Consider the following 24919-nt stretch of genomic DNA (forward strand, 5'->3'; position numbering starts at 1 on the left):
AAGGGTCGGTCCTTACAAAGCGGTAAAACGTTCCTGTCGCGGGCATTGCCGAGGATGGCGGACACTGAGCAGGCATATCGTTCGGCCATCTGTACCCAGGCGCTTCGGCGGTCACGGCGCTCTCCCGGCTCCTTGGTGGACGAGAGGCCAACTTATCCGGTGGACGGCATCGCTGTGAACTTCGTGTCGTGCCGTGGACCCCGACGTGCAAAACTTCCCTCGCAGTTGCCATCTCACCCGCCCCGTCCTGGCTCCACTGTCTTCAGTGTGAACCTCAAAGACGCGCTACGAGTGCTGATCATGATTTGTAGACGCCAAAGCGTCCGTCCATAGGCGTTAACGAGTGACTGAGCCTTGGGTTCAGTAGTCTGCGTAGCCTCGCGACCTCGGTCCACCAGCGGTGGCGGCGATGATCGGTGTCGACCCTGCCTCTCGACGCCGGGCCAGCCGCTCTCACAGGGCCATGAATGCCCGCCGCGTGCGGGCGCACCTTGCAATGTGTGCGATTGCAACGCTGAACCGGCCGGCCTCCCACGAGGCCGTGCTGCCGTTCTCAACGCTTAAGAGCTGCAAGGGGCCGTAGATGTTTGACCGGCGGCCCGCGCTCAGTAGACGACGAACTCGGCCTGGCGTACCTCTGCTCTGCCGCCGGGCGTCGCCGGCGCCGCCCCGTTCGGGATGGTCAACGTGACCGTCTCCCGGTCCGGGTGGTAAATCAGGTGCAGTCCGCACCGCGCGTACGTGTCGGCCAGGCGCGCCGTGGCAGCACGCAACTCGGCCTCGCTCGCCACGAGTGCGGGGGCAAGCCGGTCGCCGGCGAGATCGGCTGGAAATGGTGGGCCCTGGCGCAGGAACGCTGTGACCGGGGCGGTCAGGGCGTCCTGACGCACGTAGACGGTGGGCGGGTGGTCAACCGGTGGTTCGGCCAGCTGGCGGGCGACACAGCGGTAGTAGACGTGTCCGTGGTGGACGCCGGCGCCCATTCGGCGCCCGCATCGTCCGCAATACAGGAGCCCGCGGAACAGGTAAGGGCGGTCGCTGCGGCGGGGTTGCCGGCCGGTGTCACCGGCGGCGCCGCGGGTGCGACGGGCTGTCTGGGCCTGGGTGAAGGTCTCGGGGTCGACGAGGGGCGGGTGGGCTAGGTCGGTGGACCAGGCCCAGTCGTCGGGGTGGTTCCAGCGGCGGCGGGTGGTGTAGCCAGCGGCGACGTCGTCGACATCAAGGAGGACCTCGTCGCCGCGTTGCCGGCTCCAGACCTGCCGGCCGGTGTAGCGCGGGTTGGTCAGAATCGCTCGCACCGCCCCGGGCTGCCAGCGTTCGCCCCGGCGGTGCGGATTGCGGGCCTGGTCGTGCGCGGAGGGACAGGCGACGCCGTCGCGCGTCAAACCACGGGCGATTGCACTGAGCCCTCGCCTGGCGAGGCACTCGGCGAAAATCCTGACGACGACAGGAGCGGCGTCCGGGTCCGGCTCGAGCCGGTGAAGCCGGCGGCCGTCAGCGGCTCGGGCGGGATTGGGGTGGGGTCCGGCATCGGCGATGCGGTAGCCGTAGGGCGGCCGGCCACCGAGGTAACGACCCTCGATGCGGGTCTGGGCCGCCATCGTGGCGCGGACCCGGAGCCGCACGCGGTTGCGTTCGCCTTTGCTTAGTCCGCCGTAGAGGACCATGACCAGGTCGTGGGCATCGCTTCCAGGATCGACCGGTCCGCCAATCTCGGGCACCCACAACTCGACCCCATAGTGGACCAGAACTGGAAAGGTCATGCCGAACTGTTCGCCGTGGAACGCCCGTTGTGGCTCGCCGATGACCACCGCGTCGAAGAGCCGGCCCCGACTCTTGATGGCCTCAAGCAAACGACTCGCGTTCGGACGTCGTTTCCACGGCAACGACCGTGACACTCCGATGTCGAAGTGCTCCTTGACGATCCTGCCGGACGCCGACGAGACCAGAGTCTGGGCGCGCTCAATCTGCCATGAACGAGACGCGGCAGGATCCTGATGATCCTCGGTCGAGACTCGACCGTAGAAAGCAAACCGCATACCGACGCTTGTCAAACGATGCATGTCGTCACCATCGGATGGCGCAGCACTAGATGTCAGCAGGCGGAGAGAACCTCTCACCGCCCCGTGTTTCGATCTCACTCGGCACGGTGACGCGCGTTCACCTCGCGTGCGCATACCCGGACGGGTGATGCTAGCCGGGCCGTTGATCAAGCATTCTTCGCGACATGTCTTTGACGCGGTCGTCGATCCCCTGGCCGCGATGGGACTTCAACCCCACCCAGAGCGATGCCGCTATGGCGGGTCAGAGGACGCCGGGCGGTTGCCTCAGTAGTTCCCCGGCTCGAACGAGGACCAGTGTGTACAACTGTCGCCCCTCCTCATCGAGCGCGGCCCTGATCTCTGCGTGGCAGCGCAACGGCACCGATCGCAGCACCAGCGCCTTCTGAGTTGCATTGGCAAGGCCATTTATCTTCAGTGTTCGTGCGATCCGTTGGCGCGTCGGACGACCGACAGTGGAGTGGTCCAATACCAGCAGCAGCGCTGCGTTGAGATTGGCGACGTCCTCGCCGCGCGGGATCGTGTAGCGCCTCACGCCGTTCCCTTCGTCACTCGCGAGCCTGGTTGGTGGGCGCGAGCGGGACATGGTCCCCCAGAACGCGCACGTCGATGACCACTTGGACGACTACTCTAGCGAGACCGACAGCATGCAGCCGTCGGGCGATGTCGTGACTTCGAGTCCTCGACCGCCGGCAGCCTCACCCGGCACGAGTCGGTAGCCGCTTCCTCCCCGCCCCGACCGGTAGTACTCCCGCCGCTCAACGAGATGAGTGTCCGAGGGCTCCGCGGGCAATATCAGCAACGCCTCGGCAACACCGGTCCGCACATGGAGGCACTGCTGATCAAGCGCGATCCTGGTGCTCTCACACCTGAATGTCGAGCCCTCCGCATGGACCTGCTCTAACGAGCTGATTCTGTCTCTGACCGCCTGCGGAGCCGTCCGGGTTATATCTCTACCAAGCGATTGCCCGGCAAAGGTGTAGAGCTGGGCCTGGTCCTCGGCAAGCGCTTCATGGACGGCCTCCGCCGGATCCAGTAGCAGGATGGCCGCCCAGACCGCACTCTGCAGTCGTGGTCGAGCTGGCCCGGATCGTCAAGCGTTGACGCGGGGGGCGCCGCATTCGCCCGTTGCCCTACCCTTGGCTGCGATGTGGATTCGTGATGTTGATGTGCCCGCCGCCCTTGTCAGCGAGTTCCGGGCCGGCAACGTGGTGCTGTTCGTTGGCGCCGGCGCTTCGATCGACCCGCCAGCGGGCCTGCCAACGTTCGTGGGGCTCACGAAAAAGATTGCGACGGACGCTCGACACGATTTCGTTGCCTTAGATCTGGATCACCCCGACATCCTGCTCGGGCGGATCGAGGACAGGGGTGTGGATGTTCACCACGTCATCAAGACGATCATCGGAGATCCCGCGTCCGTCCCTAACGATCTACACCGGGCGATAGCAGGACTAGCCGCAGCAGGCTCGCCGGTACGGATCGTCACGACGAACTACGACCTGCACCTATCATCGGCGCTGCGAGATCTCAACGTCGCGTTCCCGGAGTACCGCGGTCCGGCAGTGCCGATGGGCGACGACTTCGATGGCATCGTTTACCTGCACGGCGACCTGACACAGCAGCCCAGGCATCTCATCGCGACCGAGGGTGATCTTGGACGCGCCTACCTGACCGATGCCTGGGCAGCGCGATTCGTCGAGCGGATGTTCGCCAGGTACACGGTGCTCTTCATCGGCTACAGCCACAACGACACCGTCATGCGGCTGATCGCCCGAGGCATCGGCGGCGCGACACAACGGCGGTACGCACTCACGCATGAGGCAGACCGGGACGTCTGGAAAACCTACGGCGTCCTACCAATCAATTACGAGGTCGTCGACCGCTCGCACGCCGCACTCGCTGACACGCTCAACGGCTGGGCGGAGCTGACCGCTATGGGCCTGCACGACCATCGTCAGCGGATCGCCCGGTTGGTTGCAGCACCGCCGCCGCTCGTGCCTGAGCAGATCTCGTACCTCGAGGATGTCCTGGGCGACCTGCACCGTGTACGGTTCTTCGCCGAGCTCGCTGAGGGCACGGAATGGCTGTCGTGGACGGCGCAGCGCCCACAGTTCGCGGCAATGTTCCGTGCAGACATCCCGCACGACCCATGCACCGTCGTCCTCGCCAACTGGTTTGTCGAGCGATTTGTGATGGATGAAGCGCAGACGGGGGCCGCACTGCGGGTCCTGCACGACGGCGGAGGGCGGCCGACCTCGATGCTGTGCGGATTCCTGGGACAGCACCTGCACCGTATTTCCGGACCACGTCCCGGCTGGCTCGGCCCATGGCTCGCGGTGCTCATCCAGCATGCCGGTGAGGAACACACGCGATGGCTTGAGTACGCGCTGCTGAAATCTGCGGAGCCTGAAGACCGAGCCGCCGCCCTGCTGTTGTTCGCGAGCCTGACAGAACCCCGCCTTCGGCAACGCCTGTACGCGGGACCGGACCCATCGTTTGACGTCAGCCTACGCGGATCGGTGCATCACCTCGACCGTGCCTGGGCGGAGGTCTTCCTTCCGATCCTCCCTACGGCGGCGACGGCGCTCCTGGCGATCGCAGACCGCCAACTCCGACGAATCTGCGACCTGCTAACGATCGCAAGAGCTGCGCGACCGGCCTCGGACCCGGTGTCGTTTGGCCGATACGCGATCGAGCGCGACGCCGGCGACGAGTTCCGCAACCCCGTAGACGCGCTCATCGACGCCGCCCGAGACTGCATCGAGGTGTTATTGGCGAGTGGCCGCCCGTCCGGACTCGGCTATCTCGACACCTGGGCAATCTCTGGGGTACCGATCCTGCAACGCCTTGCCCTGCACGGCTGGGGACGTCGCATCGACATCGATGCAACGGCCAAGCTTGCCTGGCTACGCACTACAGGCTGGTTGTTTGAGCATCAGCTCCGGCCCGAGATCTACCGCCTGATCGCGGAGACGCTGGCGAACGCCGGGGCGGCCGAAGCCGAAAGGCTGGTGTTCGACGCCAAGACCCTGCCAGTCAGGGGTCGCGACGCCGAACACATCGCGTACCTGCGATTCAACGCCCTGACGTGGCTGGTCCGATCCGCGCCAAACCTGACTTCTGCGCGGACCGCGCTCGACGAGCTCCGTGCCGCGTACCCACATTTCCAGCCCCGCGAACATCCCGACCTCTTCCGCGGGCGGTTCGAGTTCGGGTCCGTCCCGGAGCAGCCGCCGATGACTGTCGACGAACTGCACCAACGGATCGCGGCCGACCCGCCGGCCGCGATCGCGGAACTTCGGCAGTACGAGCACGTGCAGGTGCCGTTCGACGGCCCCGGCTGGGACGACGCGCTGCACACGCTTACAGCCACGATTCACGACCACCCCGCCGACGGATTAGCCGTCCTGGCGCACGCCGAACCTCTCCCCACGGACATCATCTCCGCCGTCATCAGCGGATGGTCATCGGCTCCGCTGGACGAAGCAACCGCGGTTGCGGTGGTCCACCGCATCAGAGACCTGGACCTGGAAGTGGTGACCCAAAGCGTCGCGCGGTTGCTGCTCGGCGGCTCCACCAACTCAGCGAACGCGACGAAGTGGCACCTGATCTCGGAGGCGCGGGAACTGGCCGAGGCCCTGTGGACGGTGCTCGGTCCTGAGGACCCGCCGGACGACCGCAGCGACTGGCTGAGTTTGGCGATCAATCGGCCTGCCGGACAGATCGCGGAATTCTGGATCCGCGCGGTCTCGGCCGACTGGGCCAACGCCGGTGATGCGTGGAACGGTCTGCCATCCGGACTCCGGCGGCCTCTCGAAACCATGCTCGGTGGACCAGACGGCCCGACGTCGCTAGCCCAGACCGTCCTCGCCGGGCACCTCGCGTTCTTCTTCGCCGCTGACCGGGGCTGGTGCGAGGAGTTCCTGCTGCCACTGATGACCTGGGCAGGTGACGAGGACCGAGCGGTGCGGGCGTGGACCGGCTACCTCACCGGCGGTCGCATCAATGACGACCTCTGTGAAGCCGGACTTCGTAGCGCCTATCTCGAGACAGTCGCCCATGCCGACCGTCTGCCGGACGACCTCGGCCGTGCCCTCCTTGAGCATCTTGCCGCCATCGCGATCCACAGCGCGACTGATCCGCTGACATGGGTTGATGCGTTTACCGCTGCGGCTGACGAACAACAGCGGACCGAATGGTTGGGCGAGATAACGCAGGCAGTCGGAAATCTGGTGCCAGATGCCGTGGAGCAGCAATGGCACCGGTGGATGCAGCAGTACTGGAAGCATCGTCTCAACAGCTTGCCTACGAGACTCACATTCGAGGAGGCCTCCGCGCTTGCGACCTGGGTACCGCGCCTCACGGACTCGATGGAGGCGGGCGTTGAACTGGCCACTGCGCACCAAGCTGGCCTTACAGAACGTCACACCCTCGACGACTGGACCGACGAACGTCTGGCCCAGGCACCGGGGCTGTTCGCCCGGCTTCTCGCTCACCTGCTAACTGGCACGACAGGGCCCGTCTGGGAAGACATCGAACGAGTGGCCTTGACAGTCAAGGGCGGCGCGGCGCCAGCCGTCTTTAGCGTGATTCGGGACCAAGCATTGCGCCTAGCCGTCTCCGGCGCCGCCGATTGGTGAACGGTTCGCTCCGTAGTCCTCCAGATGCCCGCCGGCGCTCTCAACCATCGCCGTTCTGAGCTACGACCGCCGCATTCGTACAGGTGTGACGGTCACAAACTCGCCCTGAGCTGCGGGAAAGGCGCGGTTCGGATTGGCCGCGTTGGGTCCACTCGGTTCGAGGCCCCGTGCAGTATCTTCCGATGCGGACAGATCGAATCCGCAGTCCGCGGCCCTGCGCCAGTTGCTCTACAGTTCGACAGGTCCACCGCTCGTCAGCGCGATTAGGCCCTATCCGCGTTGCCAAGATGACAGCGCGACGCGTTGTTCAATCACGACCTTGCCCAAGTGCTGATCGTCTGTCGAGGAAGTTCTGCGGGTTCCCGGCGGTGCACGCACCTCACGCTGCTGCGCAGGGTCCCACGCCTGCGGCCAACCCCAGCAACCCACTACGGCGCGGTCAATCGCCGAACGTACACGTCGGTGACCAGGGATAACCGCCCGGACGGTGCGCAGTTGTGGGGTTGTATCCCGCCATCGAGATAGACCTGCGCGCCCATCGCGTTTTCCCAGCTCAATGACTACGCCTCGACGCGCTTCGGGGTGCGTTTCGCCTCGTCGAGGTGGGGCTCGAACCTGCGCACTACGGACTTGCCCAGCGGTCAGCCCCGAGCAACTAGGACATGACCCTCGCAGAGGGCGGCCTCGGCGAAGGTTTGTGGATGACATCACCGAGGCCAGCCCCATAAGTATCCGAACCTCGCCGCGCGTACGCGAACGGCTCCTGCCAGCGAGCCCGCCCTCGCAGCGAAGTCGTCGAGCCCCAACGCAGGCACCGCGCGATGCCCGAGCCGCTCGATCTCCGGGTTCGGCACGGCTCTGGATGATTTGTAGACGCGTTCTTGGTGACGATCATCCCGATTCCCATGCTGCAATGACCTTCCAGTGAGCAAGGCAGCGCGTCCCAACGGCAACCTGCAAGAATCTGCGCGTGGGCGACATCGTCGGTGCTGGCCGTGACGAGGCCCTGGCGAGGTTGGCGCGACTCCGCCAGCATCAGCGCGATGGACGGCGCTCACCGCACAAGCCCCTGCTGGTCTTGCTCGCGCTCGGCCGCGTCGCGGCCACCGGCTCGAGCCAGCTGCCCTGGCGGGACGCTCAAACCGAGCTCGGCAACCTGGTCGCCGAGTTCGGGCCCGCCTCCAAGACGAGCCGCGTCCAGAGTGCGGCCTACCCCTTCACTCGGCTGCGCGCCGACGGGATCTGGACGCTGGACCACGACGTGCCGATGGACAACATCGGCCCGCTCAACGCCACGCACACGGTCGGCCGATTCGCCCCAGAACTCGAGCAGCTACTGCACGCAGACCCCGGCCTGATCGCCTCCGCGGCTCGCGCACTGGTAGAAAGTCACTTCCCGACATCGATTGCATCAGATGTCCTGACCGCGGTCGGGCTGGACGTCGACGCAGTTCTCCACTCTCCGGACACGGTGCCCACCCCCGATCGCAGCCAACGCAAGCGCGACCCTAGATGGCGCGACGCGGTGATCCAGGCCTGGGATCGGCAATGCGCGTTCTGTGGTTTCGACGGTCAGCTCTTCGGCGCCACCGTCGGCATCGACGCCGCCCACGTACGCTGGTTTGCCCTCGACGGCCCCGATAGTCTCGACAACGGCTTGGCATTGTGCACGTTGCACCACAAATTGTTCGACCGCGGCGTACTCGGCATCGACACCAACCTGCGCCTATGCGTCTCCACCGTCTTTACCGCCAGAACTCCAGCCGGCAGGGCCGTCTACGACCTACACGACCAACGCCTCCATGGGCGCCCCGGAACACCACACCCCGCCCCGGCGCACCTGGAGTGGCACCGCGACCAAGTCTTCAAAGGCCAGCCACTCACCGGCTAGCCATGGAAGGACGTGACACGCAACGCCGAAGACCTCCCGGACCGAACGCTAGGAGTCCATGGACGTACGTGGAAGCAGATCGGTGACGATCTCGGAGTCTCCGCTCAAGCGGCTCATAGCAGGTACAGGCGCAAATCGGCAACGGCCGGTGGTGCCTAGCTCTGCTGGGCCACAGCCCCAAGTCCAGCCCTGGATCCGTGCTGGGAACCAGACGTTGGTTACAACATCCGCCTGACCTGAGTCAGGGCGTCCCGCACCACCTTGTACGTGTCCTCTCGCCTGCGGTCGGCGGGCGGGAGAACGTCACCGGCGTCGAGGGTGCGGCTTGCATCGGTGAGGAGGGACGCAGCCACACCTGCGGCTTGCCGGGACGCGGGTCGCCTGGACTGGGTGCGCTTCTGCATCAGCCTCGTCAGCCGCTCGATTTGGCGGCGCAGTTTTCCTGCTCCTGGCGGTATCCGTCAGCGCGCGCCCGTGCGAAAAAGCCCAGCCTTTTTGCTGGCGTCCGGTCGCGCGGCTCGCTCGAGGTCATGTGCGACTGTGTTCTGCCCCATGACCTGCCCGTCGGTCGAGTAACCGAACAGCGCTATGCCTGTCGCCGATGCCCACTCCAACGCGGCGACGGTGTAGCCGGACTGGCTATAGAAGACCGGTCGAGCGCCTGCGGCCTGCGCTACTCCGAACAGGTCACGAAGCGGAGGCTGGCCCACCGGCTGCGCCCAGTGCTTCACCTGTGCGACGGCTCCCGTAGCGCTAACGTCCGCTCCGGGGTCAGCGCCGGCCTGGGTCGCGCGTGCGTCGTGGTAGCCGAGGTGGCGAAGGTGCCACACCGCCAACTGCTCGGCCTGTCTCCAGTCCATCGCCGACGGCCCAACGGACGGCAGGTCCTGTGGGCCGGCGACATCACGATCGGACTCGTGGGCCGGTGGTTCAGGCCGTCCACCCCGGTCAGGTTCCGGCGCCGAGTACGTCGTTTGACCAAGCGAAAGAGCACGCCGTAGGCGTCCGGCGGCAAGAGCAGGCACCTGTTGGATGCGGAACACCTCTTGGCGCGAGTGCAGCAGCAGGGATTGGTAGGCGCCTGCTGGCGTCGGATCGACGGCGAGCGTCAGCGTTTCGACCGACGCCTTGAGCTGGACAGGTCCCGTTCCGCGGAAGGCATGTCCCATGTTGGCGCGGAAACCGACTGACACCACGTGAACCCACCCGTCGGCCACCACCAGGGCCACCGGATCGGTGCGTTGTCGGCCTCTTGCCAGGGCCGTCACCGATTTCGCATGGCCAATCGCCTCCAGGACGTAATGGCTCTCGGAATCCTTGCAGCCTGATTCGACGAACAGTGGCGCCGTACGCGGATCACGTGATAGCAGTGGCATAAGGGCACCGATTTCTTCTACCGCACACGGTTCTGCTTGTTGAGGGACGCCGGATAGCGTCGGCCCGACCCCGCAGCTCGGCTGGCCAGCGATGGGCAGTCAGGAGGCGATGTTTAGCGCGCGAGGCGGTCGAGGCCCAGCGCACGCGGAGCAACCCGTTCCGCCTCCCAAGGGCGGTTTGTGGCGACCTTGCCGTCCACCGTCGTCTCTTACCGTCGGCCAGCCGGCTCTCCGACCCTAGCCGTCCGGACCTCCACCACCGCCGCACCTATGCGAGTGGAGCTTGGGCAGCAGGCAGTCACTGCCCTGGCCACCACGATCCACCAGCGGTGGACGGGCGACCTAGGGTTGTAGCCGGCAGGCTGCTCTCGGGATTGGATCAGTCCGACGAACCCCGACTCGAAACGACCAACCGCGCCGATCGACGCAGGCTCCGTGTCACGCGTCCGCCTCCGGATCCGCCTCGCGGCAGGAGTGCGTCGGAACCGGCAGCACAGTTACAGGCTTTCGTGGCCAGGGAGGGCCCTCCGACAAAGGCATTGCTTCACGGACCGGGGTCAGACAGATTACGAAGGTGAGCAAATACGCCGCGCTTCGTGACCGGCTTCGCACCTCCGGCAAGGCTGAGGTACGCATGTCCTTTGAGGAGATCAGCGACCTTGTTCCCGGCGGACTGCCACCCAGTGCATACCGTCATGACGCGTGGTGGAACAACGAAGATGATCCCGGCAGCACCCATAGTCAAAGCCGCCTTGGTTGGATGGCAGCCGGATATACCGTCGTGGCAGACAGAGCCTCGCGCCGAGCGACGTTTACACGTCACGCGCCGGCCGGGTGAGCCACGATCACTACACCGCCGCGCTCAACCGACTGGCCTTGATCTAGCTGTCCGCGACGCGCGTCAGCAGCAATAGAGTCTGTGATCGAGCCTCGCGCAGCTAGCTTGCCTCCTCGTGGAGCGCGATCGGCCGCACGCGCCGTTGCCGTCACCAGGTGGCCGGTCTTCACCGCTGCACTCGCGGCGGCGCCCGCGGTAGCGGGCAGGGAAGGGCTGCTCGAGCAGGTCGAGCGGCTGCGAGTCGCGCAGACCTGCGGCGGGGACAAACTTCGGCCAGAGCTTCACACTGCGCTCTAGCCGCTTCACGCTACGGCACCGCCCACCGAAATGTCTGCCTCGACCAACCATGGCCGGGCAACCTCATCCTCGACGTGGTCCAGGATGAGATCAGGCACGTCGAAGTGTTCTTCCGATAACCATTGTGCTGACCACCGCCTTCGGCAGCCGCACGGCGGGAGACGAGCACACCCGGTCGGTCAGTGGGTGTGGCATGGCTCGCACGCTCCAACATGGGAGAGCGCCTGCGCCGCTTCCCACGGCGGGAAGTCGATCGTCCGGGCGGCTGCGGGTCGCGAGGCTGCGACGGTGCGGGTCGGGCTTATCGATGGGTTCCATCTTTGGACCTGACGCGGCTGGGCAGATGGGGCGTAGTCTGCAACGATGCCTGGCCTCTTCGACGGCTTCGAGGGATACCTGGTCCATAGCGACTCCGATGTGGATCAGGCGCTTGTCTCGGCTTTGATCGCGGTGGACGCCAACGTGCTGCTCAACCTCTACCGCTATAACGAGCGCACTACCGAGGACTTAATGACGATCTTCGAAAGGGTCGCGGATCGGCTCGTCGTCCCTCATCAGGCGATGCGCGAGTTTCATAGGAACCGCCTGGCGGCGATCGGCAACCCCGCAGGCGCGGCGCAAGAGGTGCGGACTGCGCTAGAGAGGAACCAGCGGTCCTCGCACGACGCGCTTGCCCGATGGGCGAAACAGGTCGCGCTGGACGACGAAGAGTTGGACCGGCTCCAGACCAAAGTCGACGAGGCGTTTGATGTTGTTCGCGAAGCGGTCGGCCGCGGCGAGCCGAACCGGGTGCGCGCCGACACGTCAACTGCGGAGGATCGCGTGCTGTGTCGACTTTCCCTCATCCTGAATGGGCGCGTGCTCGCCTGCCCGGCTGACGAGGCGGAACTCATCGCCGAAGGCAACCGACGAGTCGAAGCTAGGGTTCCGCCTGGATATCGTGACGCTGACAAGGGCGATGCCAACGCTGAGGGAGCCGCCGGCGACTTCCTTGTCTTCCGACAGGCGACCAACGAGGCTGCCCGCCGGAACCTGGATCTCGCGATCATCACCGGGGATGAGAAGGAAGACTGGTGGTGGCGACATCGCAACTTCGCCATCGGCCCGCGTCATGAGATGGTCAAGGAGTTTTTCGATCTCAGCGGTGGCCGACGCCTGTTCCTGCTCACTCCGCGCAGCTTGTTGCAGCGGTCACGAGTCTTTGACGTAGAGGTCAGTCCCGTCTCCGTGGAGGACGCTGCCCGTCCGCTCGGCGACGTCGAGCCGGCCCACGAGTGGACGACCGAGCAAGGGACAAGCGTGGCTCCGGAGTCGATCCCGGTCACGGGGCACAGGCAAAGGCAGATCATTTCGCTGTCGAAGCTTTGGACGCTACATGGGATAACAACCGGCGAGGTGTCGCGGCTGATTGCGTACGACCAGCCCAACGTATACAACACGATGCAAAAGCTTGATGAACTCGGGATCGTAGAGCGAGCCGACGACGGCGACGGGCCACAAAGGTGGCGAGTAACGTCCCGCTTCCGCTCGCCCCTGGCGGCCGCGGCGGCGGATTAACGCCAAACCTTCCCCAACGCCCCACCCGCTACGCCTACCTGACCAACAGGGGCGTCGATGTCTTCGTCCTCGGCACCAGCCTCCCACGGGCCCTCGGCGGCCGCATCCGCGGCATCCCGAGGACCACACCCGATCCCCTAGTCCGCGAGCGAAGCGTCCTGTTGTCGGTAGCCGTGCGCCGCGCCCACCTCGACGGAAGCTGCAAATCAGTTTTTGTTCCCTCTCCATCGAGGTCAGAACCCCGCTAAAGGCTGCCGGCCATGATCCACACCTCACTCCGTCCATCCGCGTAGGTTCCACATCCGCTGTCCACCCCAAGCGATCCCCTACGCGCGGCCATGCGCCCACGTACCCGTCCGCGACCAGGGACAACCGGCCAGACGGTGCGCAGTTCTGGGCTGTATCCCGCCGCCGAGATAGACCTGCGCGCTCGACGCTATTTGCGCAGGTCATAGGCATCGCCTCGATGCGCGTGGGGGCGCGTTTCGGCCGTGGAGGGGGCTCGAACCTGGGCACACGATCGCGCGAAAGGCAGCGCGCTCGAACCACGCCGAGCTCTTCCCCCAGGCAATGTCACGCCGGTCTGTGACGGGCTTGGTCGTGAGGTTTACACGAATGGTTATGGCCCGACTCGATGCCCTTGCGGGATTATGCGTGGTCTGAGGTTGGCGACTGCCTAGGACGGGAGTCCCGATGCGTCGAGCCCTAGCACTCACGCTGCGGCGGTCGTCGTGCTCGGTCTGGCCGCGGCCACCCGGGCCCGGCCGATCGCACTGCCTGATCTCACGGCATTCACCTGCAAAACCCGGGAGGCACGGCTGTGGAAGCGCCGTCGGCAATCGCGCGGACATCGGTGGAGCTATGGAGCGCGTTGGCGTCCAGGTACGGCTTGGACGCCGCCGGTTACGACCGCGAACTGGTCGATGAGATCGGGGCCGTGTTGGGGCTGCCTGCCGGCGACGTGGGCGAGGCGTTGAAGACGCATGGGGTGACCGTCGAGGCTCTGCTGCATGCGGTGCTGGTCTGTCTCGCCTCGTTCGCCGCCATGGTGAGAGACTTGCTGGCGCTTTACGAAACGGCCGCAGCAGGCCGGGCGGACCATCCGAATCTGCTTGTTGAGTACGACTTCGGCGCGCGGCGACCGCCGCTCGCGTTCGACCTGGAGACGTTTCGCAGTTGGGCTGCTGTCACCGCGAAGGCAACTCGTGCATTGCCGGCGCGGGTCTGGAGCGACGACCAACTCTGGCGGCTCAATGCCACGTTGCGGAACGCTGACCGTGGCAGCCTTACCCGGACTCGTGCGGCGGCTGAGTGGGCCCGGGAGTACCAGGCGGGCGCCTGGCCGGCGAGTGTTCCGGCGCTCACCCGGACGGGCCGTGCCGGACTCGACGATCTGCTGCGGGGAGCCCGAGCCGTTGCCGTCGATGTGCTTCGGCGCTGTCGCGCAATGTCGACCGACCGGATCGACCTGCGCCGGCGTGCCGGTGGCGGCCAGGCGGAAGGTGACCCGGTGACTCTCGACCCGCGCCGCCGCATGGATGACGGCGAGGCCGAAGGCGACTTGGCGACTCTCGCCAACGTCGACCGCGACAGCTGGTTGGGTGAGCTTGTCGACGCGCTCGACCGGGTCGCCGACCGCGCGCGTACGGACCCAGGGCTGGACACTGTCGTCTTGGAGCGCGAACTGTCTGCAGTGTTTGAGTCAGCGCCAACCACCAGATCGTGGGTTGAGCAACCGGAGAAGGTGCTTGTCGAGCTGCTTTCCCTGCCCGCCTGGAACCGGCGCCACGATCTATATGCCGCATGGGTGCTGACCCAGATCGTCGGCGCCGCCGGGCCGAAGCGCTGCAAGTTGCACTCGACCACCGATGGCCGGTTGAGCTTCTCATTTCGCGGAAGCCATGTGGCCACGATCGCGACACCGAATCACGGGCCTGTCGCCGTCTGGGCAGAATTGCGCACGCCCTCGGCGCATCTCGTAGGGAAAGGCCGGAAATCCGCCATCCAACCTGACTACACCCTGCTCAAGGCGCCGGTCACTGAGTCTGTCAGCGCGCTCGCGGTGGTCGAGTGCAAGCAGTGCCGGCGGGCGGGTTCCGCAAACTTCGCCGCCGCCCTCCAGGACTACGCCGCGGGCCATCCAACGGCGCGGGTGCTGCTGGTCAACCACGGCCCGGCCCGGAAGTCGATCCTCGATCGCGTGGCGCTGGTAGAGCGGCCCCGATGCGCGATCGTGGCGCACCTCCGTGCCGACGAGGCGGCTGCAAAGGCGCAATTTTCTTCCTGGCTGTGTGACGCACTCGGCCTGGTCCAGCAGAACGGCGCTTTCGCACAAGAGAGCGAGAGGTCAGAGGCCGGCAGCCCGTGGGCAACGATCAAGCTTGAGTGGTCGGATCGTCCGACAGACCTTGACTTGCATGTTGCCGTAGGCGGCCCTCCTGCCACGATCGTCAGCTACGAGATGCCCGGCGCTCTTGACTCTCCACCCTTCGCGCGGCTCGATCAGGACATCACCACCGGCTACGGGCCGGAGAGCGTCAGCGTCGCCCGCCCCTCGCGACTCCTGGTATCGGTGGACCGTTTCTCGAATGACGGCACGTTTTCCACGAGCGATGCCCGGGTGTCCCTCCGAACCCCAAAGGCTGAAGTCATCGTCCGATACTCCCCGTCCGATAACGGCGACGAGAAGACCTGGCTGGTCGCCGAGGTGCACCAGGACGGCACCGTGATCGTGTAGCCGCCACGGTCGAGCTCGCCGAGCCGTGCATCATCGAACGGCAGGGCGAACCGCTCGGTCAAGACGGTTCGTCAACGCCGGCCGGGCTCTGGTCGCCGGCGAGCGCTGCCGCGTTCGTCTGGAAACGGCGCGTGCTGGCGGATCCCGCCCTTCCCGGCGAAGCCCTGAGGCTGATGCGCTCCGACCCGCCGGCCACCAAAACACCCGGGCCGACAGGCAAATCTAGCCCAGGTGTATCGAGCCATGCGCCGTCAGGGAAAGATTGCGCTTGTGCAGAAGCGAAACCAGGTCATTAGGATTCCCTAGGCCGAGAAGGTCGTCGCGGGTTATCACCAAGATCCTGATTCCTCGGACAAGCGCAGCGGCGCCGATTGCGTAGGCGCGGCTACGATGCTCCTGGTGCCCGGTGATGCCGTTTGCGGCTGCCAAAATTCCCAGAGAACAGCCCCGATCAACCACGACATTGACGAAGTACCCGAGGGTCGTGCTGTCAACCGGCTGCGACCAGTTCTTGCACTCGACGAGGAAGATCCCGGGTAGCATCCTTAAACCGCCGTCGGCCTTCTCGTTGGCAACGGTGATATCTACTTCCTCAGTGCCGAAGTAATTGAGTGTATTCCGCTGAACGTAACATCCTGGAACAGATTCGAGGAGGTATGCCAGCATGTTCTCGTAGTATCTGCCCCGGCGGTGTGCTGGATGCCTTGGTTCTGCGGCTCGGCGGAGGTAGGCGCCCACTCGCGCCTGGAAAATCGGGGTCACCTACGCTCCACCCCGTGGACGATCGCGTTGCGTTCATTGTTAAGAAGCTGCGCGAGGCTCTGCCCCTGCAAGCGGCCCGCAAGATCTTCGATGTCAAAGACCATAACCATGGGCCACGCCCCGCCTCTTGGCAGGTGGACCTCCTGCTCGCGTTCCCAGCGGTAGTAAATCAACATCGACCACTGAGCATCTCGCGTTAAGGCGTACAGTTGCAGTTGGTCAAGAACGGCCCTATCGATGTGGCCTCGTTGCAAGATCTTCAGCTCGACCAGTAGGGGGCCGGGGATGAACCTCTCCGTTCCCGGCACCCAAGCAGCAAAATCTCCGATCCCAGGCGTCCCGGTGATTTCTTCGGCCTCGGCGCCCGTCGCTCGCAAGAGTCGCAGCGCGAGTTGCTCCAGTCTTCTTTGGGCTGGGTAGCGAGGGTTCTCGACCTCGACTCGGAGGTTTTGCAACTCGTCCCGAACGGAATCGAGCTCCGTTCTGTCCAGAGCACGTGGCGGCGCAGCTCGCGCAGGCTTGCGCCCTACTGACTGGAGGAAAAGGGAGATGTGACCAGCCAGCGCAGCACGGCTGCTGGCAGGAACGCGGACGACCGGCAACGTGGACAGCGCCGGGTCCAAGCGTCGAGGTGGTTCGGCGATCAGGAGGACCGGAGTGCCAGCGCCGACGGCCTCGCCGATCTCCAGGTACACGGCGGCTGGCGTCTCCCATCCATTTTCAGCCTGGAAGAGCACACACACGAAGTCCACTTCGGGAAGCCACCCTCGTGCCCTTTGGGACGTTCTATCGAAGGCCTGAGCTGGCTCCACCACCTCGATGCCCAAGTCAGACAGGATCGCGCTGATCGTCGTCAGATCCTGCGGGCGTTCAGCGATGGCGTAGCAGAGCACGCCGCAACGATAGTCCTCCAATGCGTTCGCCAAGATCCAGATCCAGCAGCTGTGCGCCTGAGACGATCGCCAGCCGCAGCCGCGCGACCTCGTCGCTGGACTCGGTCGTCGTGTCGACGTCCCGGTCGGTCCCGTGACCTCGAAACGTGACCGCGGTACCTCGCGCCGCGGACTTCCAAGGCGCAGCCAAGCACTTTGGACGGATAAGCTGCCCAAGGCATACCGTGCATGCTGGCGGGTCGCTGGTCGCGACGTATGCATGTTGATCGCCCTGCTTCCGGGTACACAAAGGTGACCCACCGGAGAGCGGGTGATGCAGCGCCTGATTACTAGGCCTCAGACGTACGGCCACTTGCCACGACGGACGGTACCAGCTAGACCGGCAACGAGCTGATATCCAACACGTTAACCTCCAGCAGCTCAAGCCCATGCCACAGGTCGACGGCCCGTTCGGCAGCCAACTGTGGATTGCGGCGGCACTTGGGACATAGCAGCTCGATGCTGCGAGTCCTCACGGTCTGGCCAAGCTCGAGTTCGGCCGGACTGGCCCAGTCTAAATCCGCGTACCCGATCGACTCCATCTCGGTCCTGTCGCGTGCTCTAGGTGCGGGCAGCAGACGTCCCCGATCTAGCTTGCGGGCGTCACCGCCCTTGGATGGTGGATCAACAACAACGGCATCGAAAACCACGTACATGTTCCCTAGGGGCACCGATCGGTGCCGGCCTCGATCGCTGCAGGACACCGCTACCATGCGGGGGGAAACGTTGCTCTCATCCATCACGCGCTCCCTGTAGCCTCGCGGTGTGGGTTTGCATGACGACGCCCTCTACGAGGAGGCTGTTCGCAGAGTCGCGGGTAAGCTCCGCGCTGCTCTCGAACAGGGGAATCTCCCGCTGGTCAGTTTGACAGCGTTTCCGCGTGGCGCCTGTGGCGACACCTGCGAACTACTCGGCCAGTTTCTGGTCGACGAAGGGCTCGGCCAGTCGCTCTACTACAGCGGCCAACGAGACGTTCCCTTACAGTCACACGCTTGGCTTGAGCGTGACGGTCTCATCCTGGACATAACTGCCGACCAGTTCACCGACGTCGCCGAGCGCGTGATGCTCACCAAGGATCGAAGATGGCACTCGCGGTTTAGGAACAGCGCCAGGCAGCGGACTGCCAACCTTGAGCATTTCGTCGATGGCGTCAACGCCGCGGAAGCACAGTTGGCCTACGTTGAGCTGCGTCGCCGCGCGACTTCCGCAGAAGCTGTGCACGTCATTTAGTGCGTCAAGGCACTCGACGACCGCGTAACGGCCGCCGGCTTCCACCCACATCTGCGAGCCAATGCCCGGCCACGAGCGACGAAGACGGCCTCAGCCTCAGCGGACGGAAACACCGAACGGGTCGGGTCTTGGCGGACGAGGATCGCGTCGAACTCGCCCGCCCAGGCGCTCAGATGCCTCTGGATTTCCGTGGCAATCTTCGACATCGAGCTGTAGGCCGAGCGCTGTCCTTGCCGGCCATGATCGGCACCTCACCGCACCCCGTGCGCAGGTGCCTACACCACTTGCCCCGCCAACGAACCCCTGCGCCGCGCGGTCATTCCCCCACATACACGTCCGTGACCAGGGACAACCGCCCGGATGGTGCGCAGTTGTGGGCTGTATCCCGCCATCGAGATAGACCTGCGCTTCGATCGCGTTTTCCCAGCTCAATGGGTGCGTCTCGACGCGCTCGGGGGCGCGTTTCGGCCCGTCTAGGTGGGGCTCGAACCTGCGCACGAGCTTTGCCTGCTCCACGACGGGGACTCGCCAACAGTCACGACCGGTGGCCTCGGCCCTCGTGAGTTGGCTGCCTAAGGGCTTCGTCCACGCGCTGTTGAATAAGGAGGAGACGGCGATCCTCGGCTGTGTCTACATCGACCGAACGCACCGGCCCGCGGCGTCGCCCAGAGCCCTTAGACACGCTCGCATGCGGCCCGAGAGCGTCGACGCCGACGAGGTCCGCATAGCACCGGCCCTGCCGAGACAGGCAAGCGAATCGCGGCAGGAGAGGATGGCGCACGCCGGATGGAGGTGCTTCGTGAACAAAGCTCCGACGCCTTGGTCGCCGCCGACGACGTGTGGTCGATGCCCGCACCCGATCAGCGCGCATCAGCTCTGGAAGCCCGACGCCCTTTGCGGCGGCTGGATGCACTGCATGGCCGAAGCTGCTCAACCTGCTGGCACAGCTGGCCGCGCCCGGGAGCTGAGGACCAGGCAGCGCCGCGGGAGGCATGAGAAGGCGTACGGTGCTGACCGCGGCATGAGCGGACGTCTAGGGTCGGCGATGGACGCGTCCTGTCGGTTCACCGATCATGAACTTCATGGGGGGACCAGCAGGCGGCGCAGCCGGCCGAGGGTGAGGCGAAGGTCATCGCGCTCTGCGGATCGACCAAATTCGAGGCCGAGTTCGCGGAGGTCAACCAGCGGCTCACGATGGAAGGGTGCGTCGTGATCAGCATCGGAATGTTCAGCCTCCCGATCTGCCGGACTACGACTGGGCAGTCGACAACTCGGACCTGAAGGGCGGCTCGGCGGCGTGCACCCGCAAAGATTCGCATGACTGACGAGGTGTACACCGTGGATCCGGGCGGATACGTAGGTGAGTCAACCCGACGGGAGACCGCCTATGCGGAGTCGCTCCGCAAGCCGGTTCGGTATCTGAGTCGCGAGCGCTTGGCGCGAACGGGAGACGCCCCCAAGAGTGAGTCCGACCGGGCGGTCCGCTCATCGACATAACCGCGCATCGGCCTGTGGGAGGCTCGGTCGGAGCGAGCGCACGGATCGTAACGATCACTGGCGAGCCGCAACCGCCCTGGTCGCGGCATGACAGCGCATGTGACCTTGGCGCAGGGGTAGCGCCGGGTAGCGCCGCGCCCGGCGGACCGCACGGCATCGCCGCTTCTGGCAGGATCCGCCGGATGCGCAGGCTGATGATGCTCCTTCTCATGATGACGGTTGCCGGCTGCGGCGACGGTAACGCGACCGAGGCGGGGGCCACCGAACAGTTCACCCAGGGCGGCGTCAGCATGGAGCCGACAGTCACGGCCGGCCAAGTCATCACCGCACGGACGGTCACCGGCACGTATGAGCCACGGCGCGGCGATGTCGTCTTGTTCCGTTCCCCCGGCGGCGTTTGGGGTGAGCGCACAGTGCCGCTGCTCAAACGCGTCGTCGCGGTCGGCGGCGAAACCATCGTCTGCTGCGATACCGCGGGATCGGTGACGGTCGACGGTAAGCCGCTGGACGAGCCGTACGTGATTGAGGACGCGTCGCTCGACGAGCCGCCGAAGCCGAACTACTGCGGGCCGCGTCGGTTCGCCGCGGTTACCGTGCCGGCCGACTCCGTGTTCGTTATGGGCGACAGCCGCGCCCGGTCGAACGACTCCCGGTGTTTCGGACCGGTGCCGGCGTCGTCGGTGTTCGCCGTCAAGGTCGACTGACCAGGCGCACCTGACAGCCGCCACGGACGGCAACGAGGTGACCGACGGGCAAGTGCGCTCGGACGGCGGCAGATCCGGATGTACGAGGTGGCGACCTGATCACGTTCGGCAACGGTCGCGCATCGGATGACCAGCCCGTCGTAGTCTGCACGGAGCTTCATCGCCTCCACCGGCTTGAACACGATGTCGATGCGAGGTAGCCCGTCGGCAGGCCGAGCGCGCAGCAGAAGCTGGCTGTGGCTCACGGTGTACGCCCACACCGCGAACTCACGTTCGGAGCGGAAGATCTCCTGACCTGGGATGAACTGCCATTCCTGGTTAAGCCACGCCTCGATCTGCATCCGAACATGATCCAACCGGGGCAAGATCCTGGCCTCCCCGTTGCGCGGCGAGCACGCCTCGGGAGTCCTGGACCGCAACGTTCCGGGCGCACCGTCCGCGCCATGTGAGTGCGTTCGAGAGCGCTGGCATTGAACCAACTAACATCCGACCGTGGTGTACCGGATTGAGCGGCATGAGCCGAACGTCTTGCGGTTGTTCAACGACGAGCTGCTGGTCGATCAGGACGTCGAGCAGCAGGACGACACGTTGGCCGACATCGAACGCTGGGGTACCGGCGTCGCCTGGGCCGAGGACTACACCAGTATCGCCCGATGGGACGCCGAGCCCATCGGCGATCGTTGGCAGGTGTTGGTCGGTGTGGCGTACCGGTACGTGTCCTGGCAGTTCGAAGGCGTGAGCGCGTGGGACGAGATCAGACCGGACGGCTGGTGCAGTCGGCACGTCGAGATGGGACCGGACGGACGCTACACGGCCGCGGCCGAGTCCGCTGCGGTCATCAACGCGCGGGACACCGGCGGCACCGAAGCGGTCAGCGCCTACGAACGGGTGTACGGCGTCGTGCCCGAGGCGGCCTTTGGTCCGGACGCCGACCCGCATCTGACGCCGATCAACGGCCGCGCGTTCCACGACCAGTGGATAGCGGCGCGAAACGCGCTCGACCCCCAAGGTGGTCCGACACCTTGACAACGTCATCGCCGTACGCTCTCCGGCCGAACGAGTCGCGGCATGTCCGAGCGTCGGGCCTGTCCCCGACAATGCGAACATCTTCGGCATGAGCGACGAGCAAGGAGCTACGACGACAGACACCCACAGGGATCGACGCAAGGTCATCAATCTCGATGACATCAAGTACGTGCCCACTGGGGACCCGCTCGTCGACCGCGGCATGCAAATGACCCTTGATGAGATCGAGGAAGCTGAAGCTGATCCGGACCACCCCGACCATGAGGCGGCGAAGGCTGCCATGCTCGACATCAACAAGAGGCTGGGCAGCGTCGTCAACTCGGTGTACGGGGATCAGTTACGCCGCATCAGTGAGAATCTCGCGGCAGCGCTGAAGCCTAACCTTGGCAATCTGTTTACTGCGCCGAAGGTCAAGTTATTTCCCACCGCTGCGGAGCCGGTGAGTCCCCCTGTTCCGACTGTGCTGGAGATGCCCGAAGCCGAAGAGTGGGAGATCGACGAGACGCCGCAGCAGACCCTTCAGGCATTGCTGGAGGTTTCTGAGCGCATGTCGGAGATGGTGCGTGTTTCTGTCGAGCACCGCGACGTCGCCGTCCAGCAAATGTCGCACTTCAAAGGGGAAGCGGACGCGTCGCGCAAGTCTGAGCGGCGGATGTTTTGGCTCGCGATGCTGGCGCTCATAGGCACCTGGGGCGCAGTGGTTGTCGCCCTCCTGGCGCTGTAGGGAACGGACGCGGAGAGGGTTCGACTGGACGTCGGATGTCGGCGAGTCCTTTTGGCGCGCCGTCGGTGGCTCCGGGATGTCGCGCCGCCGAGCTGTCCGCTCATCGGCGTGTTCGCGAGCGCGGCTACTCGGTCCCTGGCTACGCATCGTCATGGTGATCGAGGCGCGGGTCGTCCAGCGCGTCAGATCGCCAGCCAGCCGCGATGCATCCACAGGCGCACCAGAGTGTTCCACTGGCATCCCCACGGCGGGCGGTGGAGGCGCCGGTTATGGAGCATAGGTTCAGTACGGCGGCTGGTTGCGGACGTCGGACAGCAGGACCGCGGTCCGGATTACGGCCATGGTCTCGACGACGAATGTCGTGAGTACTCGGGTCGACGCGGACGCGTACGCGGTAAACACGTCGCCGTTCTCGCTGGTTATTCGGCGTTCGTGCAGGCTCAGTGCCGCCCAGATGTCACCGTGGGAGGCGGCGCTGCATGCCCGCCAGAGTACTTCCGCGTGGTTGGCGTCGCCGGCGATGTGCTGCCCAGCGGCCCGGATGATCTGCTTGTTTCCGGCTGGCTTGATCGCCTCCGTCGGGGAGACGCCGGCTTGCCCCGCGATGTCCTTGATCCGCTGGAGCCGTTCGGCCTTCGGCTTCTTCGGTGGGAAGCCGCCAACTTCGCAAAGCTCGTCGGACATGATGACGTTGCCGGCCTGCAGGCGCAGCCGCCGCAGCACCCGCTCCGGGCGCTTGTCTGGAGCCAGCATCCACACCACCCGCGCCGCGTTCTCCATCGCCGCTCGCAGCAACGAGTAGTACGAATTCATCAGGAGCGTCACCTGGTGCGGGCTGCACTCGGTGCAACCCTCGATCGAACGAAGCAGGCAGTGCGCGTGATCGACCGCGACGCCCAGGGATGCCGCGACCGAGTGTGAGACGTGGAAGGGCGCAGACCGGCGATCGTCGCCCGCCATAGGGCTGCCCGCCGACGCTGACAACGTGCCGTTCCCGATCCGGTCCACCCAGCCCGGTACGGGCGCAAGCTCTCGCATGAGCTGGTGAAGGTTCTGCTGTTCTTCGTCTTCTTCCACGCTGGCGGTCACGGTGACTCACCGTACTGACAAGCCGCGTATCGCCAAACTCGTTTGTCCGCGGCCCGCGGGACAAGGACCCCGGGCGTGATCCGGCCCCCCGTGCGAGCTGGTGGCAGAGCTTGACCGGCACCTGCAGCACGCGGCGACTACGCCCTCAGCGACCTCGGCCGATCGTTGCTGCCGTCCATCATCGCGGTCGGCCGGCGGGCAGAGCCCACGAGCACGACGTCCGCAAGGCACGCGCCCGTGACGACGCCAAGGACAATACTGGTGATGCTGACACCGGGCATCTCGGCCAGATCCGTAAACGCAATCATGCGTGGGCTATCCGCCTCAACCACCTTGGGTAACCACGAGTCGCGTGGTCGCCCGCGCCTGGAGCGTGCTGTGTTGACGAGAAGATCCAGCGGGGTGGCTCCCGGCCGGGCCGTGGTCAGTCGCCGCCGTTCGTCAGACGGAACGCGTCCCTGACCTTGTCGTTGCGAAGCGGCACGTACGCGCCCTCGACGAACCGGCCGCCCTCGAAGATCTTCATGAGCGCGGCCGAGGTCTCGTCGCTGAGCAGCGAGGAGTTGGCCTCCAGCATCCGGTTGACGGTGTCCGTGAGGTCAGCGGCGGAGAGCTTCGCTAGTGCGGTTCGGAGTTCCCGGGGCGCCTCGGTGTCCTCGACGCGAGCGTGGGACAGCGCTCGGATCTGGTCCGCGATGAAAGCCGCGGCAATCATGATCATCGCGATGCGCCGTTTTACTTCCTCGCTGCTCACACCTGCCCGGAAGTCCTCTAGCGCCAGCTCCACCTGCTGCGGAAAGCCCGTCTCGACGTTGCTATCCAGGGCCGGCTGGTTATCGGCCTCGCCGCTCAGCTTCGACCTCAGGCCGTTGATCCAGCCCTTGATGTGGGGCGCGGCCTTGACCGTGAGGACGGTGCCACCGACCGCGACCGCACCGGCCGCGAAGCCGATCACTAGGTGCTTGAGTTTGGCCTGCTTGAGCAGCTTCGCGATCTCCTCGTCGGCCGACAGCAGGTCGGCTCGTCCGAGGTTTCGGGCGGCGTCGAAGGTGTTCGTACTGAAGGCTCCGATGTTCCTGGCCGACGCCGCGAGGTCGTGGCCTGCATCGACGATGACCCGGTAGAAGTCAGGCATATCTCTTCACGCGCCGCACTGTACTGACTATTTGGCGCCCGGACCGACCGGGATGTCGCCTCGCGGCGTGATCCGGTGCATGCTCCGCCGCAACAGCCAGCAACCTCGAACGCAGCGCGGCATGCGTTGAATGAGGCGCCGCCGATCACGTTGTTGTCATCGCGGCCCAGTCTCTCCTGCCGCGTCGGCGACGACTCCCAGGGCCGTGGAGGCTGTCGTAGCGGTCAATCTCCCACGTACACGTCCGTGACCAGGGACAACCGCCCGGGCGGTGCGCAGTTGTGGGTTGTATCCCGCCATCGAGATAGACCTGCGCGTCCAACGTGTTTTCCCAGCTCAAAGCATGCGTCTTGATGCGCATAGGGGCGCGTTTCGGGCTGTCGAGGGTGGGGTTCGAACCTGCGCACTAAGACTCGACACCGAG

Annotated in this window: 18 protein-coding genes; 9 read left to right on the forward strand and 9 right to left on the reverse strand. The window is 65.5% G+C overall.

Going from position 1 to position 24919, the window contains the following annotated elements; genetic code table 11:
- Window positions 1-605: 605 nt before the first annotated feature.
- Together Air01nite_RS13855 and Air01nite_RS13860 are read right to left on the reverse strand one after the other, a co-directional pair.
- On the reverse strand, window positions 606-2063 hold the full coding sequence (locus tag Air01nite_RS13855) for a recombinase family protein (protein ID WP_239090706.1): 1458 nt from the start codon (window positions 2061-2063) through the stop codon (window positions 606-608).
- A gap of 241 nt (window positions 2064-2304) precedes the next feature.
- Window positions 2305-2595 carry a hypothetical protein gene (locus tag Air01nite_RS13860; RefSeq protein ID WP_203702550.1) on the reverse strand — a complete coding sequence of 97 codons (291 nt, stop codon included), beginning with the start codon at window positions 2593-2595 and terminating at the stop codon, window positions 2305-2307.
- A 613-nt stretch (window positions 2596-3208) separates the two neighbouring features.
- Between Air01nite_RS13860 and Air01nite_RS13865 the strand changes: the two genes are divergently transcribed.
- Window positions 3209-6700, forward strand: a complete 3492-nt coding sequence (locus Air01nite_RS13865; protein WP_203702551.1) for an SIR2 family protein — start codon at window positions 3209-3211, stop codon at window positions 6698-6700.
- A gap of 970 nt (window positions 6701-7670) precedes the next feature.
- Window positions 7671-8591 (forward strand): phosphorothioated DNA-binding restriction endonuclease, encoded by a 921-nt coding sequence (locus Air01nite_RS13870; protein ID WP_203702553.1) that lies wholly within the window; start codon window positions 7671-7673, stop codon window positions 8589-8591.
- A gap of 461 nt (window positions 8592-9052) precedes the next feature.
- On the opposite strand, the gene Air01nite_RS13875 is transcribed toward Air01nite_RS13870, so the two are convergent.
- Entirely contained in the window at window positions 9053-9967 is a 915-nt protein-coding gene (locus Air01nite_RS13875; protein WP_203702554.1) for a restriction endonuclease, read from the reverse strand.
- A 574-nt stretch (window positions 9968-10541) separates the two neighbouring features.
- Here Air01nite_RS13875 and Air01nite_RS42040 point away from each other — a divergent pair.
- The 3 genes from Air01nite_RS42040 to Air01nite_RS13885 all read left to right on the forward strand — a co-directional run bounded on the left by Air01nite_RS42040 (window position 10542) and on the right by Air01nite_RS13885 (window position 15396).
- Window positions 10542-10805 carry a DUF7662 domain-containing protein gene (locus Air01nite_RS42040; RefSeq protein ID WP_425546818.1) on the forward strand — a complete coding sequence of 88 codons (264 nt, stop codon included), beginning with the start codon at window positions 10542-10544 and terminating at the stop codon, window positions 10803-10805.
- Window positions 10806-11465: 660 nt separating this feature from the next.
- The gene (locus tag Air01nite_RS13880) at window positions 11466-12659 is read left to right on the forward strand and encodes a PIN-like domain-containing protein (protein ID WP_203702556.1); all 1194 of its coding nucleotides are present in this window, start codon (window positions 11466-11468) and stop codon (window positions 12657-12659) included.
- 820 nt (window positions 12660-13479) lie between these two features.
- Window positions 13480-15396 (forward strand): DUF8600 domain-containing protein, encoded by a 1917-nt coding sequence (locus Air01nite_RS13885; RefSeq protein ID WP_203702557.1) that lies wholly within the window; start codon window positions 13480-13482, stop codon window positions 15394-15396.
- A gap of 222 nt (window positions 15397-15618) precedes the next feature.
- Here the strand turns inward: Air01nite_RS13885 and Air01nite_RS13890 are convergent, their stop codons facing one another.
- The 3 genes from Air01nite_RS13890 to Air01nite_RS13900 form a co-directional block, all read right to left on the reverse strand.
- Entirely contained in the window at window positions 15619-16062 is a 444-nt protein-coding gene (locus Air01nite_RS13890; RefSeq protein ID WP_203702558.1) for a restriction endonuclease, read from the reverse strand.
- A gap of 92 nt (window positions 16063-16154) precedes the next feature.
- Entirely contained in the window at window positions 16155-17051 is an 897-nt protein-coding gene (locus Air01nite_RS13895) for a hypothetical protein (protein ID WP_203702560.1), read from the reverse strand.
- Window positions 17052-17425: 374 nt separating this feature from the next.
- Complete coding sequence (locus tag Air01nite_RS13900) at window positions 17426-17830, reverse strand: hypothetical protein (protein ID WP_203702562.1); 405 nt, start codon at window positions 17828-17830, stop codon at window positions 17426-17428.
- 25 nt (window positions 17831-17855) lie between these two features.
- Between Air01nite_RS13900 and Air01nite_RS13905 the strand changes: the two genes are divergently transcribed.
- Window positions 17856-18320 carry a hypothetical protein gene (locus tag Air01nite_RS13905; RefSeq protein ID WP_203702564.1) on the forward strand — a complete coding sequence of 155 codons (465 nt, stop codon included), beginning with the start codon at window positions 17856-17858 and terminating at the stop codon, window positions 18318-18320.
- Here the strand turns inward: Air01nite_RS13905 and Air01nite_RS42085 are convergent.
- Window positions 18317-18526: an immunity protein CdiI family protein gene (locus tag Air01nite_RS42085; protein ID WP_505606719.1), complete on the reverse strand. Its 210-nt coding sequence runs from the start codon at window positions 18524-18526 to the stop codon at window positions 18317-18319. The two genes, Air01nite_RS13905 and Air01nite_RS42085, sit on opposite strands and share 4 nt — an antisense overlap.
- A gap of 1473 nt (window positions 18527-19999) precedes the next feature.
- Here Air01nite_RS42085 and lepB point away from each other — a divergent pair.
- The 3 genes from lepB (at window position 20000) to Air01nite_RS13920 (ending at window position 22271) form a co-directional block, all read left to right on the forward strand.
- On the forward strand, window positions 20000-20521 hold the full coding sequence (gene lepB / locus Air01nite_RS13910) for a signal peptidase I (RefSeq protein ID WP_203702565.1): 522 nt from the start codon (window positions 20000-20002) through the stop codon (window positions 20519-20521).
- A 492-nt stretch (window positions 20522-21013) separates the two neighbouring features.
- Complete coding sequence (locus Air01nite_RS13915; protein WP_203702567.1) at window positions 21014-21547, forward strand: hypothetical protein; 534 nt, start codon at window positions 21014-21016, stop codon at window positions 21545-21547.
- A gap of 88 nt (window positions 21548-21635) precedes the next feature.
- Window positions 21636-22271 (forward strand): hypothetical protein, encoded by a 636-nt coding sequence (locus Air01nite_RS13920; RefSeq protein WP_203702568.1) that lies wholly within the window; start codon window positions 21636-21638, stop codon window positions 22269-22271.
- A gap of 282 nt (window positions 22272-22553) precedes the next feature.
- On the opposite strand, the gene Air01nite_RS13925 is transcribed toward Air01nite_RS13920, so the two are convergent.
- Window positions 22554-23360 (reverse strand): hypothetical protein, encoded by an 807-nt coding sequence (locus Air01nite_RS13925; protein WP_203702570.1) that lies wholly within the window; start codon window positions 23358-23360, stop codon window positions 22554-22556.
- 424 nt (window positions 23361-23784) lie between these two features.
- Complete coding sequence (locus tag Air01nite_RS13930; RefSeq protein ID WP_203702572.1) at window positions 23785-24495, reverse strand: hypothetical protein; 711 nt, start codon at window positions 24493-24495, stop codon at window positions 23785-23787.
- Window positions 24496-24919: the final 424 nt, after the last annotated feature.

It is taken from the genome of Asanoa iriomotensis (assembly GCF_016862515.1).
In the GTDB taxonomy this organism is placed as follows: domain Bacteria; phylum Actinomycetota; class Actinomycetes; order Mycobacteriales; family Micromonosporaceae; genus Asanoa; species Asanoa iriomotensis.

Bases quoted from the DNA above. Each gene is read 5' to 3' on its own strand.
- Air01nite_RS13920 (WP_203702568.1), top strand. From the start codon at position 21,636: ATGAGCGACGAGCAAGGAGCTACGACGACAGACACCCACAGGGATCGA.
- Air01nite_RS13930 (WP_203702572.1), bottom strand. From the start codon at position 24,495: ATGCCTGACTTCTACCGGGTCATCGTCGATGCAGGCCACGACCTCGCG.
- Air01nite_RS13880 (WP_203702556.1), top strand. From the start codon at position 11,466: ATGCCTGGCCTCTTCGACGGCTTCGAGGGATACCTGGTCCATAGCGAC.
- Air01nite_RS42085 (WP_505606719.1), bottom strand. From the start codon at position 18,526: ATGTCGAAGATTGCCACGGAAATCCAGAGGCATCTGAGCGCCTGGGCG.
- Air01nite_RS13890 (WP_203702558.1), bottom strand. From the start codon at position 16,062: ATGCTGGCATACCTCCTCGAATCTGTTCCAGGATGTTACGTTCAGCGG.
- Air01nite_RS13855 (WP_239090706.1), bottom strand. From the start codon at position 2,063: ATGCATCGTTTGACAAGCGTCGGTATGCGGTTTGCTTTCTACGGTCGA.
- lepB (WP_203702565.1), top strand. From the start codon at position 20,000: ATGCGCAGGCTGATGATGCTCCTTCTCATGATGACGGTTGCCGGCTGC.
- Air01nite_RS13875 (WP_203702554.1), bottom strand. From the start codon at position 9,967: ATGCCACTGCTATCACGTGATCCGCGTACGGCGCCACTGTTCGTCGAA.
- Air01nite_RS13900 (WP_203702562.1), bottom strand. From the start codon at position 17,830: ATGGATGAGAGCAACGTTTCCCCCCGCATGGTAGCGGTGTCCTGCAGC.
- Air01nite_RS13865 (WP_203702551.1), top strand. From the start codon at position 3,209: ATGTGGATTCGTGATGTTGATGTGCCCGCCGCCCTTGTCAGCGAGTTC.